We start from the raw sequence: 21,603 nt of genomic DNA on the forward strand, positions 1-21,603 counted from the left end.
CGCCGATCGGTGGCCTCGCGGGCGTCGCGACGACCGTGCCCCGAGGGAGTTCGGGACGAGCCCACTCCACCGTTCCCGGCGGGGCGAGGCACACCCGGCACGGCGCGGCCCGGCACGGAGACAGGGTCGGCCGGGGAGCCCGTCTCACCGCGAGAAGCGGTCGGGGCGGCAACCCGAGAGAGCCGGCTCGACGGTTCCGCCGACCAACTCCCGCGCGACCAGGCGGCCCACGGCCGGGGCGAGCGTGACGGCCGAGTGCATCGCCGCCACGTAGAGGCCGGGGACCTCGGCGACCGGGCCGATGATCGGCTCACCGTCGACCGGCATGGGGCGTACTCCGATTCGGGTGCTGAGCAGTTCGACGCTCCCGGCGCCGTGGAAGGTGGACCGGACGGCGGCGAGGGCCCGTTCGGGGGAGTCCGCGGCGGCGATCAGCCGGTCCGCGGCGACCTGCCGGAGATCGAAGTCCTCGGTGTTGACCACGGTGCGGACCAGGTCGGCCGGGGCGCGGAAGCGGAGCAGCGGGCACGGCGACGGCTCGACCGGGACGTGCACGCCGAGCGGCGCGCCCAGCGCGGCCGTGGCAACTCCGGCCGCCAGCACCACCGTCGTACCGGCGAGGGGTCCTGCCGCCGTGTCGACCCCGGCGATCCGGCCCGCCGTATCCCGGCGGACCGCGGTCACCGGCCTGTCCGGATGCACCCGGGCTCCATGGGCGCGAGCGCCGGCGACCAGCCGCTCGGTCACGCCCACCGCGTCGACAGCGCCGTCACCCGGCGCCCAGACCGCCCACTCCGGCGGCTGCCGGAGGGCGGGTTCGAGCGTCGCCACGGTGGCCGCGTCCACGATCGTCTGCCCGGGCCCGGCGTCCGGCGCGCTGCCCTGCCCGGTCCAGCTCAGCGAGCCGGACCAGGTCACCGGGAGTCCCGGCAACTCGGCCCCGAGCCGGTGGTACTCCGCCGTCGTGGTGGCCCGCAGCTCCGCGGCCGGACCTGTGCGCACGCCGGACGACCCGATCCAGGCGAACGAGTCCGCCGTCACTCCCGCGCCCGGCCGCCCGGCATCGACCAACATCACCGTCGCGCCCGCCCGGGTGGCGTGGTACGCCACCGACGCGCCGACGATACCGGCACCGACGACGATCACGTCCCGACTCACCTGTGGGCTCAACACGTTCACGACCCTAGCGTCCGCCCGCGCGCCCTGACGGGCCGACGCCTGCCGCCCGACGACCGGAGTCCGCCCGCGTTGCGCACCAGGACGACCAGGACCAGGGCGATCAGGACCAGGACCAGGACCGCGACCCGGCGGAACCCGGGCGGACAACGCGCGGCTCCCCGGCGACGACCCGGACGAGCCACCCCCGTACGGTCTCACCGGAGAACCGTGCACGGAACATTTGGAGACCTGACACCATGACCACAGAACGGCCCGCCGCCCTGGTGGGCGCGTACGCGGCGCTGCCCTCCCTGCCAGCCGACCAGGAGCGCTTCTACGACGGGCTCGCCGGTCGGGGGATCGCCGACGGGCTGGAGATCCCGTTCCGTGCTGGTCTCGGTGTGGACATCCGCTGGCTGGCCGCACAGATGCGGGGCCGCTTCACCCGATCGGTGATCACCCTGATTCCCGGCACGATGGTGCGGGTGGGGGCCACGGGTGTCTTCGGGCTCGCCTCGAAGGACGAGGCCGGACGGAAGGCGGCGCTCGACTTCCTCCGCGAGGCCCGTGTTGTCGCCGAGGAGCTGAACCAGCTCACCGGCGAGCAGTCGGTCTCCGCCCTCCATATCCACACCGCGCCCTCGAAGACCGCTGCCCGGGAGATGTTCGCCCGTTCCCTCGACGAGATCGCCGCGAGCGCACCCGCCGAGGGCGCTTGGTCCACCCGGCTCGTCCTGGAGCACTGCGACGCGTACGCGCCGGACGTACCGGGCGAGAAGCGGTTCCTGCCGCTGGAGGACGAGATCCCCGTCGCACGGGAGGCGGGGATCGGTGTCACCGTCAACTGGGGCCGTTCGGCGATCGAGGCCCAGGACCCGGGCCGGCCGCTCGCCCAGGTCGAACGGCTCGCCGCCGAGGGCCTGTTGGAGGGCGTCATGTTCTCCGGCGCCGGGCCGGCCGGCAACGGGTACGGGGGAGCGTGGGCGGACGCGCACCTGCCCCTCACCGAGGACGAGCCCACCTCCCTGATGGACGCTGACGAGGTACGCCGCTGCCTGCGCGCGGCCGAAGGGGCGTACTCCTACGCGGGGGCGAAGATCCAGGTCCCCGGTGGCGCCACCGTCGACGAGAGGCTCGCGATGGTGGGCCGCGTCATGCGGCTCCTGGCCCAGCAGACCTCGTAGCGATGGTGTCCCGTTCACCCCGTGACCGGTGTCCCGTGACCCCTGACCCCTGACCCGTGACCCGTGTCCCGGTGAGCGGTCCGCCCCCTCCTGCCCGCGCCATGCGGGCAGGAGGGGGCGGCGCGGCTGCGTGTCGGGGTGCGTCACGCGCCGGGGAAGATCTGGAACTCCGAGAGCTGGGCCGCGCTCCACCCGGTGTTCGCGGTGAAGCTGAGGCGGACGTAGCGGGCGCTGCTGCCGGACGGCAGGCTGATCTTCGCGGTGTTGCCGGTCGACGGGTCGAAGGTGTAGCCGGCCGAATTCACCAGCGTGGTGTACGTGTTGTTGTCGGTGCTGCCGAGGACGGACAGCGTCTCGGTGCGCGTGTTCCACGCGGTGGCCGGCGGGAGGTCCAGCGTGACCGAGCCGATCGACTGGGCGGAGCCGAGGTCGACGGTGAGGGTCTGCGGGTATCCCGCGCCGTCGGAACTCTCCCAGTAGCTGCCGGTGTTGCCGTCGGTCGCGTTCGCCGCCACGTAGGTCTGCTCCGAACTGGTGGCGGTGGTCGGCTGGTTGAGCGCCAGGTTGGTGCCGGCCGTCACGCCGGTGCCCGCCAGCGCGATCGTCAGCGGGCTGCCGGGGGCGTTGCTGGCCACCGAGAGCGTGCCGGTGAGCGGGCCGCCGCTGGTCGGCGCGAAGGTCACGCCGACCGTGCAGGACCCGCCCGCGGCGAGGGAGGTGCCGCAGGTGTTGGTCTCGGTGAACGGTCCGGTGGCGGCGATCGAGGAGATCGCCGCGGCCGAGGTGCCCGGGTTCTTGATGGTCACGCTCTGCACCGCGCTCTTGCTGCCCGAGGCGACGTCGCCGAAGGAGAGGCTGGTGCTCGACGCGTTGAGCGAGCCGGCCTGCACCGGGTCCGGGAAGGTGGTGAGCACCGGGGTGGTGCTCCAGCCGGAGTTCCCGCTGCCCAGGTTGAAGGTGTACGCGCCCGAGACCTTGCCCGGGTAGCTGTAGTTGTACGCGCCGGACACCCCGATGCCGCTCGCCGTCAGACCACTGACGCTCGCCGCGCCGCCGGTCTCGGCCTGGAAGACCGTGGTCCCGGTGTTGGTCACCTTCACGTTGCTGATGTTCAGCCCGTTGGCGACATGGCCGGTGCCGTCGCCCCCGACGATCTCGAACGCCTCGTACGGGCTGTCCAGGATCGCGCCTCCCGAGTAGTTGACGGTCACCCCGGTGAAGTCCGAGTCGTAGGGGTCGAACTGGACCGCGCCCATCGGGTGGCTCCAGTTCGGGTTCATCTCCCCGGACCGGATCACGTAGTTGCCCGAGACGGTGATCGTGCCGGACAGCGGCGAGAAGGGCTGTAGGAACGCCTCGTTGGAGATGTCGATGCCGGAGCCGAGCGGTTCGGTGTCCGCCACCACGTTGTTGGAGATGGTGTTGTTCGAACCGCCGTAGTCGGCGATGCCGTTGGCCAGCGTCGGCTGCACGATCGTGTTGTTGCTGAAGGTGATGCCGGAGTCGGCGGTCGGGTAGGACCAGATCGCCAGGGCGTCGTCGCCGGAGTTGCGGATGAAGTTGTTCTTCACCGTGCAGTTGGTGGCGTTTCCGTTGAAGTTCAGGCCGTCGGCGTCGGTGGACTCGATGACGGTGTTCTCCACCGTGCAGCCGCTGTTGCCGTACTGCAGCCAGAATCCGACGTTGGTGTCCTGGATCCACAGGCCGTCGACGGTCCAGTTGCTGCCGAGCGAGCCGTCGATCGCGTTGGACGTCGAGTCGTCGTGCCGGCCGACGGTGGAGCCGAGGATGGCGAAGTTGCTCAGGTTGATCGGGCCCGCGACCGACGAGGTGTTGTCGATCAGCTCATTGGTCTTGAGCTGGGTGTACCAGTTGCCGGCGCCCTCGATCGTGCCCTTGGAGATGTTCAGGTGCGAGCTGACCAGGTACGTGCCGGAGGGGACCCAGACCGGCTCGCCCGCGCTGTTGGCCGCGGTGATCGCGTTGTTGAACGCGCTGGAGGAGTCCTTCGCGCCGGTCGGATCGGCGCCGTAGCCCGCGACCGAGACCGAGCCGGACGGCTGGGTGATCGCGGCCGGGACGTTGTAGAAGTCCGCGACGTCGAGGGTGTACGGCGTGGCCGTGTTCCCGGAGTCGACCTGCAACTTGACCGTGGTGCCGGCCGGGTAGGACTGCCCGAACGCCAACCGGGTGTCGTCGTAGAACTTGTGCGTCTTGCTGCCGGTGATGCCGCCGGTGGAGATGTAGCTGTAGGCCGAGGTCAGCGAGAGCTGCTGGCTCAGCTTGGTGCCGTTGACGTAGACGTCGAGCGTGCCCGACGTGCCCTGCGGCACGGCGTAGTGCAGGTCGACGGCGTTGGCCGCGCCGGTCAGCGTGAACTGCACGTACTGGCCGGCCGAGGACAGCTGCACCGCCTCGCGTCCGGACGCCTCGGTGGCCAGGTCGCCCTGGGTGAAGTCGGGGCCGATGACGGTGCCGGTGTGCGCGGCGGCCTCGGCCTCGTACTCGGTGAACGGCAGGCTGGCGCCGACTCCACTCGGCACGTTGAACGGGGACTGGGCCCAGTAGGGCGGGGTGCCGGTGGCGGCCTGGGCGGTCGCGGCGCCGAGCAGCACGGGGATCGTGGCGAGCGCGGTGGCGGCGGCCACTCCCCACGTGGTCAGCCGCCTGCGGCGGCCTGTGGGGGGAGGGCTGCCGGGTAACGCGGGGAGTTGGGACATCGGTGTCCTGTCCTTTCGGCGAAACGGTGGGTGCGGTGCCGGTGGGTCGGATACGCGCGGGGAGCGCGTCGCGTGCCGCGGGGGGCGGCAAGGGGGGCGCGGTGCTCGCGCTGCTGGTGGCGGTCAGCTTGCCGGCGCGGGCCGGGCCGGTGGTCGTTCCGATGCCGCTGCCGGGGCCTCGTCAGCCGGCTCGCCCGCGGTGTACCTCGGGCCGATCGCGGACCCGTTCGTCGGCCGGGTCTCCGCCTGCACGCCGGTGTACGGCAGGCTCGCGCCGCCGCCGGTGATGGCCGTACTCGCCGCGGCCGGTGAACCGGTCACCGCGGCCACGCCCATGGCCGGCGACGTGGAGCCGCCGGCCATGGCGAGCGCGCGTCGCAGTGCTCTGGAACTCCTGAACACCTTTGACTCCTTGAGGCGCGAGAGCGAGGGCGGAGTCCGCCGTCGCCGTCTGTTGACAGTGGGGGTGGGGCAACAGCACGGATACGGGTGCGCGGTGGGGAGATGAAGTTGTCGGGGCCTTGGTCCATCGCGCGTGCCGCGCCGACGTGAGGGGGGGAGCGGCGCGCTGTCGGGCCACGGGACCGTGCGGGCTCGGGCTCGGACTCGGAGGTGGACTCGGTCCGGTAGTGCACGGTGGACCGTAACAGAGCTGATATGGCCGTGCAATAACTCGACAAGGCTTTGTTAGTTATTGACTTACCGCCAGTGGGGTCGCTCGCCCGCCGGCAAGATCCCTGTCCCGCCGGCGGGCGCGGGGGCGGTGCGGTGACCGGGCGGGAGCCGTCGCGGTGGGCCCCTTACAGGGAACCGGCCAGTTCCCCGGCGAGATTCAGTGTCCTGGCCTTCTCCGCGCTGTTGCCGACGAGGCTGACCAGCACGTCGGTGGCACCGGCATCGGCGTAGGCGTGGATCGCGGCGGCTACGGTGTCCTCGTCTCCGGCGATGATCGTCTCCGCGACGTTGCTCTGGCCTTGGCGGTCGAGCAGTGCGCGGTAGCTGGGAAGGTCCGAGGCGAAGCCGAGCGCGCCGGCGACCTCCTGGCGCACGGTGTCCGGCCTGTCGGTCACGCTCAGCATGACCGCCGCCACGACCCGCGGGTCCTTGGCCACGGCGTCGATCCTCGGCCGAATGTGGTCGGCGACCGTTGCCGCGGTCGTCCACACCGTGACCGTGCCGTCGGCCAGTTCGCCAGCGATGCGCAGCATCACCGGGCCGAGCGCGGACAGCAGGACCCGTGGGGGCTGTGCCCCCGGCACCTGGACGTGGCCGGTGCCCGACAGTTCGGCGCGCAGCGCGGTCAGGTAAGCGCGCGTGTGGCGTGCGGGCTGGTCGTAGGACAGCCCGTACACGCCCTCGATGATCTGCTTGTGGCTCGGCCCGATGCCGAGGGTGAGCCGGTTGCCGGTGGCGGCTGCCACCGTGAGCGCCTGGCCGGCAAGTGAGATCGGATGGCGGGGGTAGGTCTGCACGACGGCGGTGCCCACTTCGATCCCCGGCACCGCCGCCCCGACGAGTGCGGCGACGGTCAGCGGGTCCCACGCGAGGACCTGGCTGAAGAACGCGCTGGCCAGCCCGTGTTCGGCTGCCGTGCGCGCCTGCTCGATCTGGGACTGGAGATCGCTCTGGTCTCCGACGTACAGGCCGATCCGCATGAGCTCTCCAAGGTGAACTCGGTATTCAGGTTCCGCGAAGGTAGCATAAGGTGAATCGGCGGTTCAGATTGGTGGGAGGCAGGGGTGCGGGCGGACGCGCGGCGGAACCGGTCGGCGATCATCGATGCCGCCCTCCGGGCGGCCGGCGAGCGTGGCGACGCCGTGTCGATGGAGGACATCGCGCGGGAGGCGGGCGTGGCCGTCGGCACGCTGTACCGGCACTTCCCGGACCGGCGCGCCCTGTTGGAGGACATCGCGGTCGACGCGCTGCGGGAACTGCTGGAGGCCACGCGGGCCGAACTCGGCCGGGCTCCCGCGTGGGAGGCGCTGTTGCGGCTCGTGGACCGCTGCGTGGCCCTGCCGCTGTCGTTGACCAAGTCCCTGATCACCGGTGAACCACGGCGCCCCGAACTGCCCGCGTTGGAGGCCGAGATCAACGCGCTGATCGCCGAGATCGCCGCGGACGCCCAACGCCAGGGCGACCTGCGCGCCGACGTGCCGCCGGCGGAGGTGGTGCGAGTGCTCAACGTGGCGGTCTGCCGCTGCGGTGCCCGATCCGACGACCACCTGACCCGCGTGCTCCTCGACGGGCTCAGCACGCCCTCTGGCCGCACGACCACAACGTGATCCAGGGCGTGCTCGGTGACGCCGCGGGCACCGGTGACGTCCTGGCCGACCCCCGGTTCGCTGACCGCCCCGCGCGGGTGCGGGGCGGTCAGCGGCCCGGAGGTCGGCCGTCGTCACTTGTGGGCGCGGAGGAAAGCCGGGATGTCCGCACGGGTCGGGTAGTTCGGCAGCGGAGCGGGCCGGTCCTGGAGGAAGTCGCTGATGACCGTGGCGGCCCGCTGGTCGTTGTCGTCCAGGCCGTTCCACATGTGGTGTCCGACGCCGGGCATGTACTGGGTGCGCTGGATGGCCGGGTCGTCGGCGAGGACCGTGGTCTCCCACGCGCGGACCTGGGAGGTGCACTCGGCGAGCATGAGCATCGCGGGCGTGTTCGACCGCTTCAACCGGGGCGCGATGGACGGTGAGTCCTTGATCGTCTGCTGGACGCGCAGGCTCGCCGCGGCGCTGAAGGAGAAGTTGTCCGGCGTGTCCTCGACGGGGATGCGGTGCGCGTCCTTGGCGCAGTAGCCGGACGCGGTGTCGCTGCCGAGGTCGGCCGCGGTGAACGCGTTGTCGCCCTCGGCCTGGCCGACGAGTCCGGTGTCGGGCCGGAGCAGTCCGAGCCGCATCAGGCCGAACGCGACGGCGTACCGCGGGCGGTGGGTGGAGCGCGGCCCGGTCATGGCCGGTGCGATGCCGTGCGCCGACGGCCGGCCCTTGTTGCCGGACAGGTGCGCGGTGGGTCCGTCCACCGGGCCGGGTTCGGCGATCACCGCCCGGTGGAAGTGCGCGGAGACGGCCGGGTCGGCCAGGGCGCGGGTGAGCACGACGGCGCCCGAGGAGAAGCCCACGACGTCGACCCGGCCCTTCCCGAGCCGTTCGACGAAGGCGCCGAGGTCGGCCACGGACCGGGTGATCGAGTACTGGTCCATGGGCAGCAGATCGCTGCGGCCGCCGCCGGCCTGCTCGTAGGCGTAGACGTCGTAGCCCTGCCGGGCCAGGAGTTGCAGGAAGCGGTGGTCGAGCACCGAGATGCCGCGCACCGGGCCGCCGTTGAGGTAGACCAGCGGCACGGGGTGCCGCCCGCCGCCGGCGGCGGGCGGGTAGTGGTAGACCGCGACGCGGCTGCCCGTGGCCAGGCTCCAGTGCTGCGTGGCCACGAAGGGCAGGGCCGGCGGATAGTGCCGCGCCGTGGCCACCGTCGGCACGCACACCGTGGCGGTCAGCGCCGCGGCGAGGACCACCGGCACGAACGGCACGATCCGCCGTCGCCACGTCCGGCGCCTGCCGCGCCACAGTGCGGCGGCGGCCGCGACGGCGAGAGTCGTCCCCCACGCGACGACGCCCGAGCCCGCCCCGTCGGTGGCGACGATCAGCGCCAGGAAGACGGCGATCGGCCCCACGACGGCCGCGAGTGCGGCCAGCAGGCGGCCGGTGATCCGGCCGACGGTGCGGATGGCGGTGCGGCTGCCTGTGCGACTGGCTCTGCGACTGGTGGCGGAGCCGGTCCTGCGGGCGGCACGTATGGCGGAAAGTGGCACGAAAAGCCCCCGGTTTGTTTTGAAACGACGTTCTAAAACGATGTTACCAAACCAGGTAGACTGCTCGGCGTGGGAAGGCCGAGAACGAACGACGACGCCGTCGGAGAACGGCTGGTGTCGTGCGCGACGGAGATGTTCGCCACGCACCGCCCGGAAGGGGTGACCGTCCGGGCCCTGGCCGCCGCCGCGGAGACGTCGACGGGGGCGGTGTACACCCTGTTCGGTGGCAAGGACGGGCTGGTCGCCGAGGTGCGCGGCCGGGCGGTGGCCGGCTTGTTCCAGGACCTGTCGACGGTCGCGGTGTCCGGCGACCCGCTCGCCGACCTGCGCGCGCTGGCCGCCGCGTACCGGGGGTGGGCCGTCGCCCACCGCCACCTCTACGCCGTGCTGTTCGGGGGAGCGCAGCGCTTCGACCCCTCGGGCGAGGTGGGCTCCGGTGACCCGGTCAGGCCGCTGCTCGCGGCGATCGACCGGGCCGTGACGAGTGCGGTGCTCGCGGGCGAACCGACGCTGATCGCCCTCTCGTTGTGGGTGACCCTGCACGGGCTGGTGTCGCTCGAACTGGCCGGCGCGCTCGACTCCGCGACGCTGGATCGGGCGTTCGGATCGACGATCGACGCGACGCTGCGCGGGTGGGCGCCCGCACGGGCCGGCGGCCCTCCGCTCCCGTAGGGGCCCTCGGCTCACGCGCCGGGCTGCCGGCCCGAAGCACGCCGTACGCCGACACCTGGTGCGCGGAACTCCCCCGGGGAGCGGCGGATTTGCTCCCAGCGGGGACCGCGGCGCCGAGGCGGGCTCGTCCGGGTTCCTGCGTCGGAGGGCCGCACCGTCGTGGATCGGGCCCGATAGGTTGGTCGGATGGGAGCCTCCGCGCGGTATGACCGCCCTGGTCGCGTGATCTTTCTCAACGGCACGTCAAGTGCCGGCAAGACCACCTTGGCCCGCGCGATCCAGGAGGAAAGCGACGAGCCGTACCTGTACTGGGGCATCGATACGCTGTTCGCGATGGTGCCGGAGAAGTGGGCCGGCGCCCGCGGCGGGCCCTTGAGCTTCGAAGGGTTCCGCTACGACCGGTCGGAGCGTGACGAGGACGGCCGTCAGCTGATCACCGTCCGGTACGGCGACGTCGGCCGCCGGATGCTTGCCGCCGCCTGTGCGTCGGTCGCCGAGCTGGCGCTCAAGGGCTGCAACGTCGTGGTCGACGAGATGCTGCTGGACCCCGATCTGCTGGCGGACTGGCTCCAGGCGCTCTCCGGCGTGGAGGTCTGTCTCGTCGGGGTGTACTGCCCCCTCGACGTGCTGGAGGAGCGGGAGGCGGCACGGGGCAATCCGGCGGGCCTGGCGAGGGGACACCTGCGGACGGTTCACGCCCATGAGGCCAGGTACGACCTCAAGGTCGATACCAGCAAGGCTCCCGCGCGGGAGCTGGCGCGCACGGTTCTTCGCGCTCACTCGCCGGCGGTGGCAGCGGGGCGCGACGGTGGCGGGCCGGGAAGTCAGAGCTGAGGGCCCTCGTCGACGGCGCGATCGCCGGTGACCTGGACTGCCTGTCGGCGTAGGCGAAGGGGCACTGGGAGAGCGGTGGTCGGCCGCACGGGAACCGAGGCCGGCCACCGCTTTGTGCGTCCCCGCTCAGCGGCGCGCCGTGTAGGGCGGGAAGGCGGTGGGATCGGTGAGGTCCACGTCGGCGTCGGGCCAGCGCCGGCGCAGCAGGTCGGCGGTGTGACGGGCCCAGCCGGTGAGGTGGGGGAAGGCGCGATGGGCGTCGGCGGTACGGGCCGCGGCTTCCAACGTCTCGACGAGCTGGGGTCTGCTGTGGTCTCCGGGCGCGCGGGTGTCGAGGAGGGCGAACCGTTGCAGACGGACGATCGCCCAGGAGATGCAGGCCGCTGCCAGGCCGAAGCCGAACCGCAGGTCGTCTTCCGCTTGGGGAATGCCGTGGGCCAGAGCGCCGCGGTAGTGGTCGCCAAGGCGGGCGCTCAGGGGGCCACCCACAGTCATCCATGCCGGGCCGGGCACATGAAGGCAAACGGCGTCGAGGAGGGCGTGGGTGTAGCACGCTGACTCGAAGTCGATGAGGCGGGCGTCGGCGGGGCCTGACTCGTGGAGCAGGATGTTGTTCGCCTCCGCATCGCCGTTGCTGAATGCCAGGAACGGGCCGGGCTCGCTCAACTCAGCCAGAGCGGAACTGAGTTCGGTCTCGGCTCGCCCGGTGACGGGGGCGCCGAGGATCGCGGTGGGCCCGTCTCGGTGTGCCTCGTCCAGGAGCCGGGCGAACCGGTCCACGTGACCGGCCTCCGGGTTGCTCGGCCCGCTGGACGACCGTCGCGCGCGGTAGGTGTCGGCGTACCCGGCCGTGGCGGCGTTGAGTTCGCCGCGGGCGCGGGCGAAGGCGACCAGTCGATCGGAATGGGCCGCGGCTCCGTCACGGCGGAGCAGCTCGTCCAGGGCGGTGCGGGGTGCCAGATCCTCCAGAACCACGATTCCCTCGGAAAGGTCGGCGGCGACAACCCGCGGCGCGAGAGCCAGACCGAGGTCCTCGGAGAGGAACCGCAGTGCCGCCAACTCGGTGTGGAGTCGCATGGGTTCGGTGCGAGTGTCGCTCGGGTGGCTCCGCACCCATTTGACGACCACGGTCCTGGGGACCGCCGCGCCGCGGAGCGTTGCACGGGCGACGGACCAGGGCGCCAGGTGCTCCCAGGTCTCGACCCCGACGGGCGCCCCGTAACGCTCCGTCAGGAGAGCTTCGACGGCGGAGTATCGAGGGCGCGCACTCCCGGCAGGCATCTGGGCACCCTATTCCGGCGGACGGAAGGGATGTCCAGGGGAAGTCCGCCAGGAGCGGCTGGAACGCCTGGCTGTCGTGCACCTTCGCGCCGGAGACCTCGGGGGGGCGGCGGGATGCACGTACCTCCTTGCGCGAGGGTTCGCTTCGCGCGGCAGGCACGCGTCCGATCGCCCAGATCGTAAGGATAGCCGACGAACAAGTCAATGAAACTGACTATGGCATCGCCGAGCTGAAGCCCACCGGAGCCCACCGGCTCCGGCGGCTCGGGGGCGAAGGGGAATCAAGGGAGGGCGGCCCGGTGGGGCCGGCCTACCGCGCGTAGGGATCGGTGATCTCGCGGAGCTGATCAAGGATCTGGTGCAGCAGCGCGAAGTTGCGCGTGCCCAGGTACGCCTTCCACTCCGCGAGGATCTCGTCGAGCGTCGCCGAGGCCACCTCGACCGCCCGCCTGCCGCGCTCCTCGATCACGATCAACCGGGCGCGACCGTCCGTGGGGTCGGGGACCCGGCGGACATAGCCCAGGCGCTCCAGTTGGTCGACCAGCACGCCGGCGCTCTGCTTGCTCATTTGTGCCTGGTCAGCGAGGTCTGTGAGGCGTGATCCGTCAGGGGCGACGCGTTGGAACACCCGGCACTGGGCGAGGGTCCAGTCGTCGAACCCGGCATCCTGCAAGGCCCGGAACATCCGGTCCTCGGTGTACCGGTACGGGATGAACAGCGCCACCCCTAGATTCACCTGCTGCTCGTCGTCCATACCGCTCTCGGCTCCGTCGCCCACCTGATCCCACGAGGTTCACACCTTACGTCAATGCCGCCGGGCCGGATCGCGGCCGGCGCCGGACGCGGCGGCGCGTGCCCGGCTGCGCGCTCGCCGCGTTCCACCGCGCGCCGTCCGTCCCTCGGCGGCGCCCCGCCGACTGCTGTTGGCGTCGGCGCCGCCACACGAGTACGGTAGTCAATGTTCCTGACGAAGTCGCATGGCGGCTCGATGAAGGAACGGGCGGTACGCCCGAGGACTGTGCACGTCCGGAGACCGCATCGGAGACAGAGAGAACGCAGGTATCGCGATGACATCGACATCAAACCTGACCGGCAAGCGGGCCCTGGTCACCGGAGGCAGCAGTGGAATCGGCGCCGCGATCGTGCGGCGGCTCGCCGCCCAGGGGGCCGCGGTCGCGGTCAACTATCGATCCGACAAGGACGCCGCCGAGGCGCTCGTCGGCGAACTCCGCAACGACGGGTGTGAGGCGTCGGCCTTCGCGGCCGACATCAGCGACAGGGCGCAGTGCCACGAGCTGGTCGGCGCGGTGGCGTCCGAGTTCGGCGGCCTGGACCTGCTGGTCAGCAACGCCGGGGTCGAGCACTTCGGGGCGCTGGAGACCATCACCCAGGCCGACTTCGACCGCCTCTTCCAGACCAACGTGGCCGGACAGCTGTTCGTCACGCAGGCGGCGGCCGCCGCGATGGCCGACGGCGGCCGGATCGTGCTCAGCTCCTCCGTCAGCGCACGCCTGGAGGTCCATCGACACGCCCTGTACGCGGCAAGCAAGGCCGCCATCCCGGCCATGGTGCGCAATCTCGCTCCCGAACTGGCCGAGCGGAACATCGCCATCAACGCGATCGCCCCCGGCGCCACCGCCACCCGCATGGCCGGCTACGCACCCCACTACATCCACCCCGCGCTCACCGATGTTCCCTTTCCCGCACTCGTCCGCTCGATGAGCGCACTCGGCCGGATGGCCCAGCCTGACGAGATCGCCGCCGTGGTCGCGTTCCTCCTCTCGCCGGACGCGTCGTACATCACCGGCGCCACCATCGAAGCCGACGGCGGCTGGAACTGACCCGCCGAGCCGTCGAACCCGGCCGTGGCATCGGCACTTCGAGCGTCGAGCCCGGTGGTACCGGCCGCTGGTACGGCGGGCGGGGTGTCCACGCCCGTCGGCAGGACGGCCACTCCTCGCGGGGGCGCCGGCGATCTTCGCTCCCACAGTCGTTCACCCACACCGCACACCTATCGAAGGAAAACACCATGTCCACTGTCATCACTGGAGCATCGGGTCACCTCGGCCGGCTCGTCGTCGATCAGCTCCTTGCCGGCGGCACACCGCCGGCGCAGATCGTGGCCACCGGCCGGGACGTCGACAAGCTCACCGACCTCGCACGCAGCGGGGTGACGGTGCGGCGCGCGGACTTCGCCGACCCGCTCACCCTCGACGACGCCTTCGCGGGCGCCGACACGCTGCTGCTGGTCTCCACGACGACGGTGGGGGAGCGGTTCGACAACGCCCGCAACGCCATCGACGCGGCGGCCCGCGCCGGGGTGTCCCGGATCGTGTACACCAGCATCGTCAACGCCTCGACCGCGCGCATGACACTCGCCGACGAGCATCGCCGCACCGAGGAGTACCTGCGTGCCAGCGGTTCGGAGTTCGTCATCCTGCGCAACGGATGGTACTTGGAGAACTACACCGACCAGCTTCCGATGATCACCCAGTACCGCGCGCTGCTCGGCAGCGCGCACGACGGTCTCGTCAGCGCGGCCGGCCGCCGCGACTACGCGGCCGCCGCCGCCGCGGTGCTGACGCAGGACGGGCACCTCGGAGCGACCTACGAGCTGGGCGGACCGGCGTTCACCCTGACCGAACTCGCCGCCACGATCAGCGACGTCCTCGGCACCCCCATCGCCTACCAGGACATGCCGGTCGCCGATTACACCGCCGCCCTGACCGCCGCGGGGCTGCCCCCGGAGATGGCTGCCGCCGTCGCCGACGCCGACGCCGGCCTGGCCCGCGGAGAGTTGTTCACCGCCCGCGAGGACCTGGTGAAGCTCATCGGTCGGCCGGCGACCACGGTGCGCGAAGCCGTCCAGAACGCCGCGACCGCCGAGGAGACACGGTGAGCACTTCTTCCGCACCCGGCGTCGACACCCACGAGATGGTGCTGATCCACCGCGTCATCCGGCGCGAGTTCGGTCAGCTCCCGCGACTTCTGCGCTCCGCGGCCCATGACCCTGCGCGATCCAAGGTCGTCGGCGCGCACGCCCGGGAGATGCTGGACTTCCTCCACACGCACCACACCGGCGAGGACGAACTGCTCTTTCCCGTGCTGCGCGAGCGCGCCGCGCTCGACCCGGAGCTGATGGACCGGATGGACGCGCAGCACGCGCAGGTCGACGACGCGGTCACGGCCGTCGGCGCGGAACTGCCGGCGTGGACCGCGAGCGCGGACGCCGCCGCCGGTGAGCGGATGGCGGCCCTCATCGACGCCATGATGCCGACACTGATCGACCACCTGGCCGAGGAGGAGGAGAAGATACTGCCGATCGTCTCGGTCACGCTGACGCAACGCGAATGGGACGCGCTCGGCAAGCACGGCATGAGCGCGATTCCGCTCACACGGCGGCTGGTCATCCTCGGCCACATCACCGAGGAGACCGACGACGCGGAACGGGAGAGGTTCTTGAAGGTCGTGCCAGCCCCGGCCCGCTTGGCCTACAAGCTGATCGGGCACCGCCGGTTCACCCGCGAAACCACCACCATCCGCGGCTGAACCGCTCCGAGACCCGGGGCAGTTGGGCACGGCAGTGCCGGCGGAGAAGTGGCTCGTGCCCGGCCAGGCCGGGCGAGCGCGGCGCCCGCGCTCTGGTTGCCGGACGCGATGAGGAGCGTGCAGGCGCGGTCGTGGACGCCATCCGCGCCGCTGACGGCAAGGCTCGCCTCGTGGCAGCCGGCCTCACGGATGCCGCGGGCTGCCCCGCGAACGGCATGTCGGCCAGGGGCGACCAGGCGCCGGTGGCCGGGTCCTAGGAGCGGGTGTGGACCGACGGGGTGGTGCTGTCGCCGCCGCTGGTGCGGTAGAGCGCCTTGACGATCGCGCCGCAGCCGAGCCAGGCGGTCGCCTCGGGCTGGTCGGCGACCCCGGCTGAACCGACCGGCCGGCGGCCACCACTGCCGCCGGCCGCCGCCGGCTTGTCCGTCTTCCTGTGCCCGTCGGCCCGCCCACCGGGCCGACGGGTGCGCCGAGACGGAAGGTTCCGACTTCACCCATGCACGCACAGCCCGGGTCCCGCCAGACCGCACCGGCGCTTCCCTGCGACGACGAGAGGCCGCTCGACCACGTTCGCCACGGCGGCGCGTACGCCACCCGCAAGCGGGCCGAAGAAACCGTCCGCTCGGTCCTCACGGCCTTGGGCAGCCACGTCGGTGACGACTTGTGCGGCGAACTCGCCACCCACCACAACACGGCCTAAGCGTGCCGCCGTCCTGCCGGCGGTCGCCACCTGGCCGGACGCACGATCCGCAGCGTGGGCCCGGCCTCTTCGGGGCTACCGAACAGCCCGCGGGTGCCGGTGAGTTCCAGTATCCGTGCGACCGTCGGTGCCAGCGCCGAGACGGTCAGCGTGACCTCGCGGTCGATGGCCCGCGACCTGAGCCGCAGCAACATGTTCAGACCTGCGCAGTCGAAGAACCGGACGTCGCCGAGGTCGAGGTCCAGGCCGCCCGGTGAGCGTTCCAGGCAGTGCGCCAGCACGCTGCCGACGCCCGCCGCGGTGGCGAAATCGATCTCGCCGCATACGGCGGCACGGCAGCGGCCGTTCCGCTCGACGGTCCGGATGGTGAGGCCCGAGCCGATGTCCCTGAAGGTGGCGGTCCTCGACTGCGCCGGGTCGTCTCCGTGAGCGAGCATGTGGTTGCCGGCGGCTGACACGGGTTCTGTGACGGACATGGGACCTACCCCCCTCTGCGGTTGTACCTGGCCATGAGCGTTCCCTTCCGCTCCGCGCACGTCAAGGAATACACGAAATATTGTTCATGAATTGAGCGCCAGGAACAACTCGCCGTAGGGTGGGCGGGTGCCCGAACCAGCCGACGCCCGCCCGACCTGGACCTTCCTGACCAACCACGCGCGGGTACTGGCCGCCATCGCCCGTGACCCCGGGGTCCGCGTGCGCGACATCGCGGCACGATGCCTGCTGACCGAGCGTGCGGTGCAGAGGATCATCGCCGACCTGGAAGGCGACGGTTACCTCAGGCACACGCGGGTCGGACGCGCCAACCACTACGAGATCCCCCCGGGCACCAGGCTCCGGCACCCCGCCGACGCCGGGCCCACCGTCGCCGACCTGCTCGCCCTTCTCGCCCTGGAATCCGGCGACCAGGCGGGCTGACCGCCAGCACGCCTCCGCACGGCTCGGGCGTGACGGGTCGGGCGTGACGGGTCGCGGGCGTTCATCGGCCCTCCTGTCGCCCCGCCCCTGTCGCCCCGTCCCCTCGTCGGGGGGCATCCGCTCGATCGTCGTCCGCCTCGCGTATGCCGCGCTCATCCGACCGGGGCCGCGTGAGAGGGGAGGCGGTCCTGGCCGGGGCCTCAGACGGGCTGTTCCGGGTCGGGCGCTATCAGGTCCACGAGGCTGTCCATGCCGCCCCGCGCGAACGCGGCCCGCTGCCGTGCGGCCCCCGTTCCGTTGCGGATGAGGCGCTGCGCGCCGGCGTTCACGCGGCCGGCGTCGCCGAACTCCTTGAGCGCGGGGGCGATGCGTTCCAGCAGCGAACCGACCACTTCGGCCGCGGACGAGGGGGTGGCGGTGCGCGGATCGACCAGGTCGGCGCTCAGGCCGCGGCGGGCGGCATGCCATCCGGCGGCTTGCAGCACGCTGGCCGGTGGGTCCAGCGGGCGGGCTCCTCGGCGGCCCTCGCGCAACGCCGTCGCCACCAGCCCCCGTGCCATACCCGCGATCGTGACCGCACTCTCGACGTCGAGCTGGACATCGGGAGCCCGAACCTCGAGCGTCGGGTATTCGTCGGACAGCCGCGCGTGCCAGTAGAGCTGGTGCCGGTCGGCGACCACGCCGGTGGCCAGCAGGGCCGCCACCCGCTCCTCGTAGTGGGCGGCGCCGGAGAAGAAGGGCGGCGGCCCGCTGACCGGCCAGCGCCCGAACACCACGGTGCGCCAGCTGGCGAACCCGGTGTCCCGACCCTCCCAGAAGGGGGAGTTGGCGCCCAGCGCCACCAGCACCGGCAGCCAGGGCCGCAGCCGGCCGAGCGCGGCGGCTCCGGCTTCGCGGTCGGGTACGGCTACGTGGATGTGCATGCCGCAGATCAGCTGCTCGTCGACCAGTCGCGCCACGTCCGCCCGTATCTGCCGGTAACGCTGCGTGGCTGTCACGGGTACCGCCGGTCCGTCCGCCACAGGCGCGGCCCCGGTGGAGGCGAGCCGGCAGCCGGCATGGCGTGCCGCGGCTGCGACGGTCCGCCGGTACCGGACGAGATGCGAGGCGGCCTCGTCGAGTTCGGAGCACACCGGGGTGGCGATCTCGACCTGCGCCTGCAGCAGCTCGCTGTCGACCTCTTCGCGCCGCAGGCCGGGCTCCCGCTCGGCCGCCGCCTGCACCTCGCCCACGCGCGGGGCCGGCAGTCCGGTCTCCCGGTCGAGCAGCAGGAACTCTTCTTCCACGCCGAGGGTCGGGCCTGTCGTCATGTGGAGCGCCTACCCCTGATCGGTGCCGGCACGACGGGACCGGGGGACTTCGGCGCTCGGACCGCAACCCCGGCCGCGCGCCTCCGGCCTGGTCGGCGGTCCCGCGGGGAACAGGAGCAGGAACAGGAGCAGGATCAGGATCAGGAGGATCGGCGGAAGGATCGGGACCAGGCCGCCCGTGACCGCGACGCCACCACGACCGGCGGGAAGTCACCCAGACCCGGCGGCCGACGCCGTACCACGTCACCGCCACCGCGCCGGCGTTCACCGGCTTCGCCACGGCCGCCACACGGACAGGGGCGCGGCTCGGTACAGCGGGTCGCTTCCGAACGGTTCCGAGCACCGGCTGCTCGGGCTGTGCGCGGGGACGCGTCCTCGGCGATGTGGGAACCGGAGATCACGGCCCTCCCGTCGAGGGGTGGCGCCTACCGCGGATCTTGCGGGGCGGATGCGAAGAGGTTGAGGCCCAGCGCGCCGGACAGGTAGTGGGTCGCCCGTTGGCCTCGGACGCTGTTGCCGGCCGGGTCCAGACCGGGGGAGAACACGGCCAGCCCGCCCTTGCCGGGAGCGATGGTCAGGATGCCGCCGGATACCCCGCTCTTGCCCGGCATGCCGATCTCGTAGAGCCAGTCGCCGCTGCGCTCGTACAGGCCGGAGGCGGCCAGCGCGGCCAGAGTGTCGCGGCATACCGCGGCGTCGACGACCTGATCGCCGGTGAGGGGATTGACCCCGCCGGCGGCGAGGGTGGCTCCCATGACGGCCAGGTCGCGGGTGGTCACCGAGAGGGAGCACTGCATGGTGTAGACGTCCGTGGTCTCGATCGGATTCCAGCCGAGGCGGTGGTAGCTGTCGAGCAGCCGGGCGATGGACTCGTTGCGCTGGTTGGAGGCAGCCTCCGACTCGTACACCTGCGTGTCCAGGTCGAGTTCACGGCCGGCGAAGCGGGACAGTCCGTGGTGGACGAAGTCCCAGCGCTCGGCGGCGTCCGCGCCGGGGACCAGGCTCGTGGTGGCCAGTGCGCCGGCGTTGACCATCGGATTCATCGGGCTGCCGTGATTGAGCTCGATGGCCAGGACGGAGTTGAACGGCAGGCCGGTGTTGTTGACCCCCACCCGCCGCCGGACCGGCTCGCGCCCGAGGGCCTGGTCCACCAGGGCGAACACGAACGCCTTCGAGATGGACTGGAGGGAGAACGCATGGCCGGCGTCACCGGCGTGGCGAACGCTTCCGTGCCCGTCGGCGACGCTGAGTCCGAACAGGCTCGGATCGGCCTCGGCCAATGCGGGAATGTAGTCCGCGACGCGTCCCGAGGCGTCGTCCCGAAACCGTGCGTAGGCCGCGGACAGCGCGTCATCCACGGCTTCCGCACTGGGCAGGGTGCCGGTGGAGACAGCCGCCGCCGCACGGCCCGGCCCGGCCGAGTCGCCAGGATCGTGGATCACGCCGCCCATGGACCATGGCCTCCTCTCACGATTCACCCGCAAGCCTGCCGGGCAACTCCTCAGTCGTTCCGGGCCCTGGCTACGTACGAGCGCGGGCGTATCCGTTCAGCGGGGTGTGTCGAGCACGTTGCGGATGCGGGTGGCGACGTGCAGGTTGAGGCGGGTCTCGACGTCACTGAGGTCGTGCCCGGTGATCTCGCGGATGCGCTGGAGGCGGTAGCGGACCGTGCTGCGGTGGATGAGCAGCGTCTCCGAGGTCGTGTCGTAGCTGCCGCCGCTCTCCAGATAGCGCGAGAGCGTCGTCACCAGCTCGGTGTGGTGGTGGGAGTCGTAGTCCAGCAGCTGTCCCAGCCATTCGCGGACGAAGCGGTCGGCTTCCCGTTCGCCTTCGCCGGTGCCCATCATGCGGCACAGGCCCAGGTCCTCGAAGCTGGTGCTTCCGTTCGGGTCCTGGGAACGGCGGCGGACGGTGAGGGCACGGACGGCCTCGTCGTAGGAGTGCGGCAGTTCGGTGAAGGCGTCGCACCGGCCGCCGACCCCGATCGAGCCGGCTCCGGCGCCGAGTTCGTCCGCGACGGCCCGGTACAACTCGCCTTCCGGATCAGGCCGGTCCTCGCCGGCCACGAGGACGACCGTGGTCGGGCCACGGGAGCCGACGAGTACGTCCAGGCGCAGCCGCCCGGCCGCCCGCGCCACCGCATCTCCGAGCGCGGCCCTCTCGGCCGTCCCGGGCCACTCCAGTACCGCGACCCTGTACGGCCGGTGCAGGTCGTGGCCGAGGACGGCCGCCTGGGCGAAGTCGTCGTCGGTCGTCTCTCCCGCGATCAGCCGGTCGACCAGGTCGTGGCCGAGGCGGGGCTTCAGCTCGACCAGTCTGCGTTCGTGGGAGAGCAGGGGGGCCAGCACCAGGGCGGCCTGTTCGAGCGCTGAGGTGTCCGTTCGCGTGGCCCGCTGGTCCGGATCGACGAGTGCTGCCACGCCGAGCAGATCTCCGGCCATCTCGATGGGGACGATCAGCCGGTCCCGGTCGCGGACGGCGCCGGGGTGGTGGCGCGCGTCACGGATCAGGGCGTCCCGGTCCCGGTGTCCCGAGCGGGGGCGCGGTCCGCTCGTGCCCTCTCGGCAGGGTTCGCCGCCGGGCCCCGCCCAGGCCCGCGGGTTGCCGAAGCGGTCCTCGGTGAGGGCCGCGAATCCCGTGTGAGCGTGCAGTTCCCGCAGGATTCCGGTCTCGCCGCACCCGGAGGCGGCGGCGCGGGAGAGCGCTTCCTGGACGGCGAGCCGCGCGGCCAGGACGGAGACGGTCGCGTCGAGTCCTGGGGCGGGTGAGCCGCCCTCGGTCCCCGGTGGGTTCTCGGTGTCCGGCAGGTCCCCGATCCCCGGCACCCCCTCCGACCCGACGCGGGCCGGATCTGCCCGGTGCCCGGTGAGGCGCGCGAGGGCGATCCCGGTCTGCTGTGCGAGCAGGTCGGTCAGGGCGGTCTCCTCGGCCGAGGGCGTGGTCAGGGATCGGACGACGAGATAGCCGAGGCAGTCGTCCCGGTATCGCAGAGCGATCGCTCGTGCCCACGGCCCGCCCGGCTCGTGCAGGTGCCGGCTGCGGCCGTCCAGCGCGTCGATCCGCCGGTCGAGCCGGTCGGCGGCCACCACGTCGGCGACAGTCGCCTCAGCCGGGGCCCCGCCGGCGGGGCCCACCGCCGGTTTCCGCGCCGCCGCACCCCCCGGCCGGGCGGCGCCGGGAGCAGCGAGCCGGCGCGGTGGGCAGCGCCGCGCCAGACCGTCGTGCACGGTGTAGGCCGCTTCGGCGGTGAAGGGGCCGGTGGCGGCGATCGCCGCCATGGCCCCCCACAGCACCTCGCGCTCGTCCTCGCCGTCGAGCATGACCGTTACCAGCCGTAGCAGTGCGTGTCGGGCGGTCCCCGGCTGCGGGCTGGGGTGGCGGGGTTCGGCGGTCGGAAAGGGAACAGCGTCCATCGCAGGTCCATTCGCGGCTCGACAGCGACTTCCCACCTGCCACGCTACGCCGCTCGACACGG

20 protein-coding genes are annotated in these 21,603 nt (G+C 72.1%); 9 read left to right on the top strand and 11 right to left on the bottom strand.

Translation table 11 applies throughout. The annotated features are described in order from the left end of the window. Positions 1 to 144 precede the first annotated feature (144 nt). Positions 145 to 1,173, bottom strand: coding sequence for an NAD(P)/FAD-dependent oxidoreductase (locus OG896_RS37835; RefSeq protein WP_329372739.1), 1,029 nt, complete (start codon positions 1,171 to 1,173; stop codon positions 145 to 147). A 242-nt stretch (positions 1,174 to 1,415) separates the two neighbouring features. On the opposite strand from OG896_RS37835, the gene OG896_RS37840 reads away from it, so the two are divergent. Then, complete coding sequence (locus OG896_RS37840; protein WP_329372741.1) at positions 1,416 to 2,342, top strand: DUF4862 family protein; 927 nt, start codon at positions 1,416 to 1,418, stop codon at positions 2,340 to 2,342. 143 nt (positions 2,343 to 2,485) lie between these two features. On the opposite strand, the gene OG896_RS37845 is transcribed toward OG896_RS37840, so the two are convergent. The 3 genes from OG896_RS37845 to OG896_RS37855 form a co-directional block, all read right to left on the bottom strand. Further along, the gene (locus OG896_RS37845) at positions 2,486 to 5,062 is read right to left on the bottom strand and encodes a discoidin domain-containing protein (RefSeq protein WP_329372743.1); all 2,577 of its coding nucleotides are present in this window, start codon (positions 5,060 to 5,062) and stop codon (positions 2,486 to 2,488) included. Positions 5,063 to 5,185: 123 nt separating this feature from the next. Beyond that, the gene (locus OG896_RS37850) at positions 5,186 to 5,464 is read right to left on the bottom strand and encodes a hypothetical protein (protein WP_329372745.1); all 279 of its coding nucleotides are present in this window, start codon (positions 5,462 to 5,464) and stop codon (positions 5,186 to 5,188) included. A gap of 398 nt (positions 5,465 to 5,862) precedes the next feature. Continuing rightward, the gene (locus OG896_RS37855) at positions 5,863 to 6,717 is read right to left on the bottom strand and encodes a TIGR03564 family F420-dependent LLM class oxidoreductase (protein ID WP_329372747.1); all 855 of its coding nucleotides are present in this window, start codon (positions 6,715 to 6,717) and stop codon (positions 5,863 to 5,865) included. An 84-nt stretch (positions 6,718 to 6,801) separates the two neighbouring features. Here OG896_RS37855 and OG896_RS37860 point away from each other — a divergent pair, with 84 nt between their 5' ends. After that, complete coding sequence (locus OG896_RS37860; protein WP_329372749.1) at positions 6,802 to 7,344, top strand: TetR/AcrR family transcriptional regulator; 543 nt, start codon at positions 6,802 to 6,804, stop codon at positions 7,342 to 7,344. Positions 7,345 to 7,457: 113 nt separating this feature from the next. On the opposite strand, the gene OG896_RS37865 is transcribed toward OG896_RS37860, so the two are convergent. Beyond that, a complete protein-coding gene (locus OG896_RS37865; protein WP_443057288.1) occupies positions 7,458 to 8,780 on the bottom strand; it encodes an alpha/beta fold hydrolase in 1,323 nt (440 codons plus the stop codon). 153 nt (positions 8,781 to 8,933) lie between these two features. Here OG896_RS37865 and OG896_RS37870 point away from each other — a divergent pair, with 153 nt between their 5' ends. Further along, positions 8,934 to 9,536, top strand: coding sequence for a TetR/AcrR family transcriptional regulator (locus OG896_RS37870; RefSeq protein ID WP_329372753.1), 603 nt, complete (start codon positions 8,934 to 8,936; stop codon positions 9,534 to 9,536). A 222-nt stretch (positions 9,537 to 9,758) separates the two neighbouring features. Further along, on the top strand, positions 9,759 to 10,370 hold the full coding sequence (locus OG896_RS37875; RefSeq protein ID WP_329372755.1) for a chloramphenicol phosphotransferase CPT family protein: 612 nt from the start codon (positions 9,759 to 9,761) through the stop codon (positions 10,368 to 10,370). A 126-nt stretch (positions 10,371 to 10,496) separates the two neighbouring features. Here OG896_RS37875 and OG896_RS37880 read toward each other — a convergent pair whose 3' ends face one another. Next, positions 10,497 to 11,447 carry a hypothetical protein gene (locus OG896_RS37880; RefSeq protein ID WP_329372757.1) on the bottom strand — a complete coding sequence of 317 codons (951 nt, stop codon included), beginning with the start codon at positions 11,445 to 11,447 and terminating at the stop codon, positions 10,497 to 10,499. 514 nt (positions 11,448 to 11,961) lie between these two features. Continuing rightward, complete coding sequence (locus OG896_RS37885; RefSeq protein WP_329372759.1) at positions 11,962 to 12,405, bottom strand: MarR family winged helix-turn-helix transcriptional regulator; 444 nt, start codon at positions 12,403 to 12,405, stop codon at positions 11,962 to 11,964. A 313-nt stretch (positions 12,406 to 12,718) separates the two neighbouring features. On the opposite strand from OG896_RS37885, the gene OG896_RS37890 reads away from it, so the two are divergent. From OG896_RS37890 to OG896_RS37905, 4 genes are all read left to right on the top strand, one after another. Beyond that, complete coding sequence (locus OG896_RS37890; RefSeq protein ID WP_329372761.1) at positions 12,719 to 13,492, top strand: SDR family NAD(P)-dependent oxidoreductase; 774 nt, start codon at positions 12,719 to 12,721, stop codon at positions 13,490 to 13,492. A gap of 188 nt (positions 13,493 to 13,680) precedes the next feature. Continuing rightward, positions 13,681 to 14,550 carry an SDR family oxidoreductase gene (locus OG896_RS37895; RefSeq protein WP_329372763.1) on the top strand — a complete coding sequence of 290 codons (870 nt, stop codon included), beginning with the start codon at positions 13,681 to 13,683 and terminating at the stop codon, positions 14,548 to 14,550. Beyond that, positions 14,547 to 15,200, top strand: coding sequence for a hemerythrin domain-containing protein (locus tag OG896_RS37900; RefSeq protein ID WP_329372765.1), 654 nt, complete (start codon positions 14,547 to 14,549; stop codon positions 15,198 to 15,200). The genes OG896_RS37895 and OG896_RS37900 overlap by 4 nt, the downstream gene beginning before the upstream one ends. 496 nt (positions 15,201 to 15,696) lie before the next feature. Further along, the gene (locus tag OG896_RS37905; protein ID WP_329372767.1) at positions 15,697 to 15,900 is read left to right on the top strand and encodes a hypothetical protein; all 204 of its coding nucleotides are present in this window, start codon (positions 15,697 to 15,699) and stop codon (positions 15,898 to 15,900) included. Here the strand turns inward: OG896_RS37905 and OG896_RS37910 are convergent. Further along, positions 15,897 to 16,376: an STAS domain-containing protein gene (locus OG896_RS37910; RefSeq protein WP_329372769.1), complete on the bottom strand. Its 480-nt coding sequence runs from the start codon at positions 16,374 to 16,376 to the stop codon at positions 15,897 to 15,899. The two genes, OG896_RS37905 and OG896_RS37910, sit on opposite strands and share 4 nt — an antisense overlap. A 127-nt stretch (positions 16,377 to 16,503) precedes the next feature. On the opposite strand from OG896_RS37910, the gene OG896_RS37915 reads away from it, so the two are divergent. Continuing rightward, positions 16,504 to 16,818, top strand: a complete 315-nt coding sequence (locus OG896_RS37915; protein WP_329372771.1) for a helix-turn-helix transcriptional regulator — start codon at positions 16,504 to 16,506, stop codon at positions 16,816 to 16,818. Between the two features lie 200 nt (positions 16,819 to 17,018). On the opposite strand, the gene OG896_RS37920 is transcribed toward OG896_RS37915, so the two are convergent. The 3 genes from OG896_RS37920 to OG896_RS37930 form a co-directional block, all read right to left on the bottom strand. Continuing rightward, positions 17,019 to 18,128 carry a carboxylate-amine ligase gene (locus tag OG896_RS37920; RefSeq protein ID WP_329372773.1) on the bottom strand — a complete coding sequence of 370 codons (1,110 nt, stop codon included), beginning with the start codon at positions 18,126 to 18,128 and terminating at the stop codon, positions 17,019 to 17,021. A gap of 425 nt (positions 18,129 to 18,553) precedes the next feature. Next, on the bottom strand, positions 18,554 to 19,579 hold the full coding sequence (gene glsA / locus OG896_RS37925) for a glutaminase A (protein ID WP_329372775.1): 1,026 nt from the start codon (positions 19,577 to 19,579) through the stop codon (positions 18,554 to 18,556). Between the two features lie 96 nt (positions 19,580 to 19,675). Next, positions 19,676 to 21,541 carry a PucR family transcriptional regulator gene (locus OG896_RS37930; protein WP_329372777.1) on the bottom strand — a complete coding sequence of 622 codons (1,866 nt, stop codon included), beginning with the start codon at positions 21,539 to 21,541 and terminating at the stop codon, positions 19,676 to 19,678. Positions 21,542 to 21,603: the final 62 nt, after the last annotated feature.

It is taken from the genome of Streptomyces sp. NBC_00669, assembly GCF_036226785.1.
Taxonomy (GTDB): domain Bacteria; phylum Actinomycetota; class Actinomycetes; order Streptomycetales; family Streptomycetaceae; genus Actinacidiphila.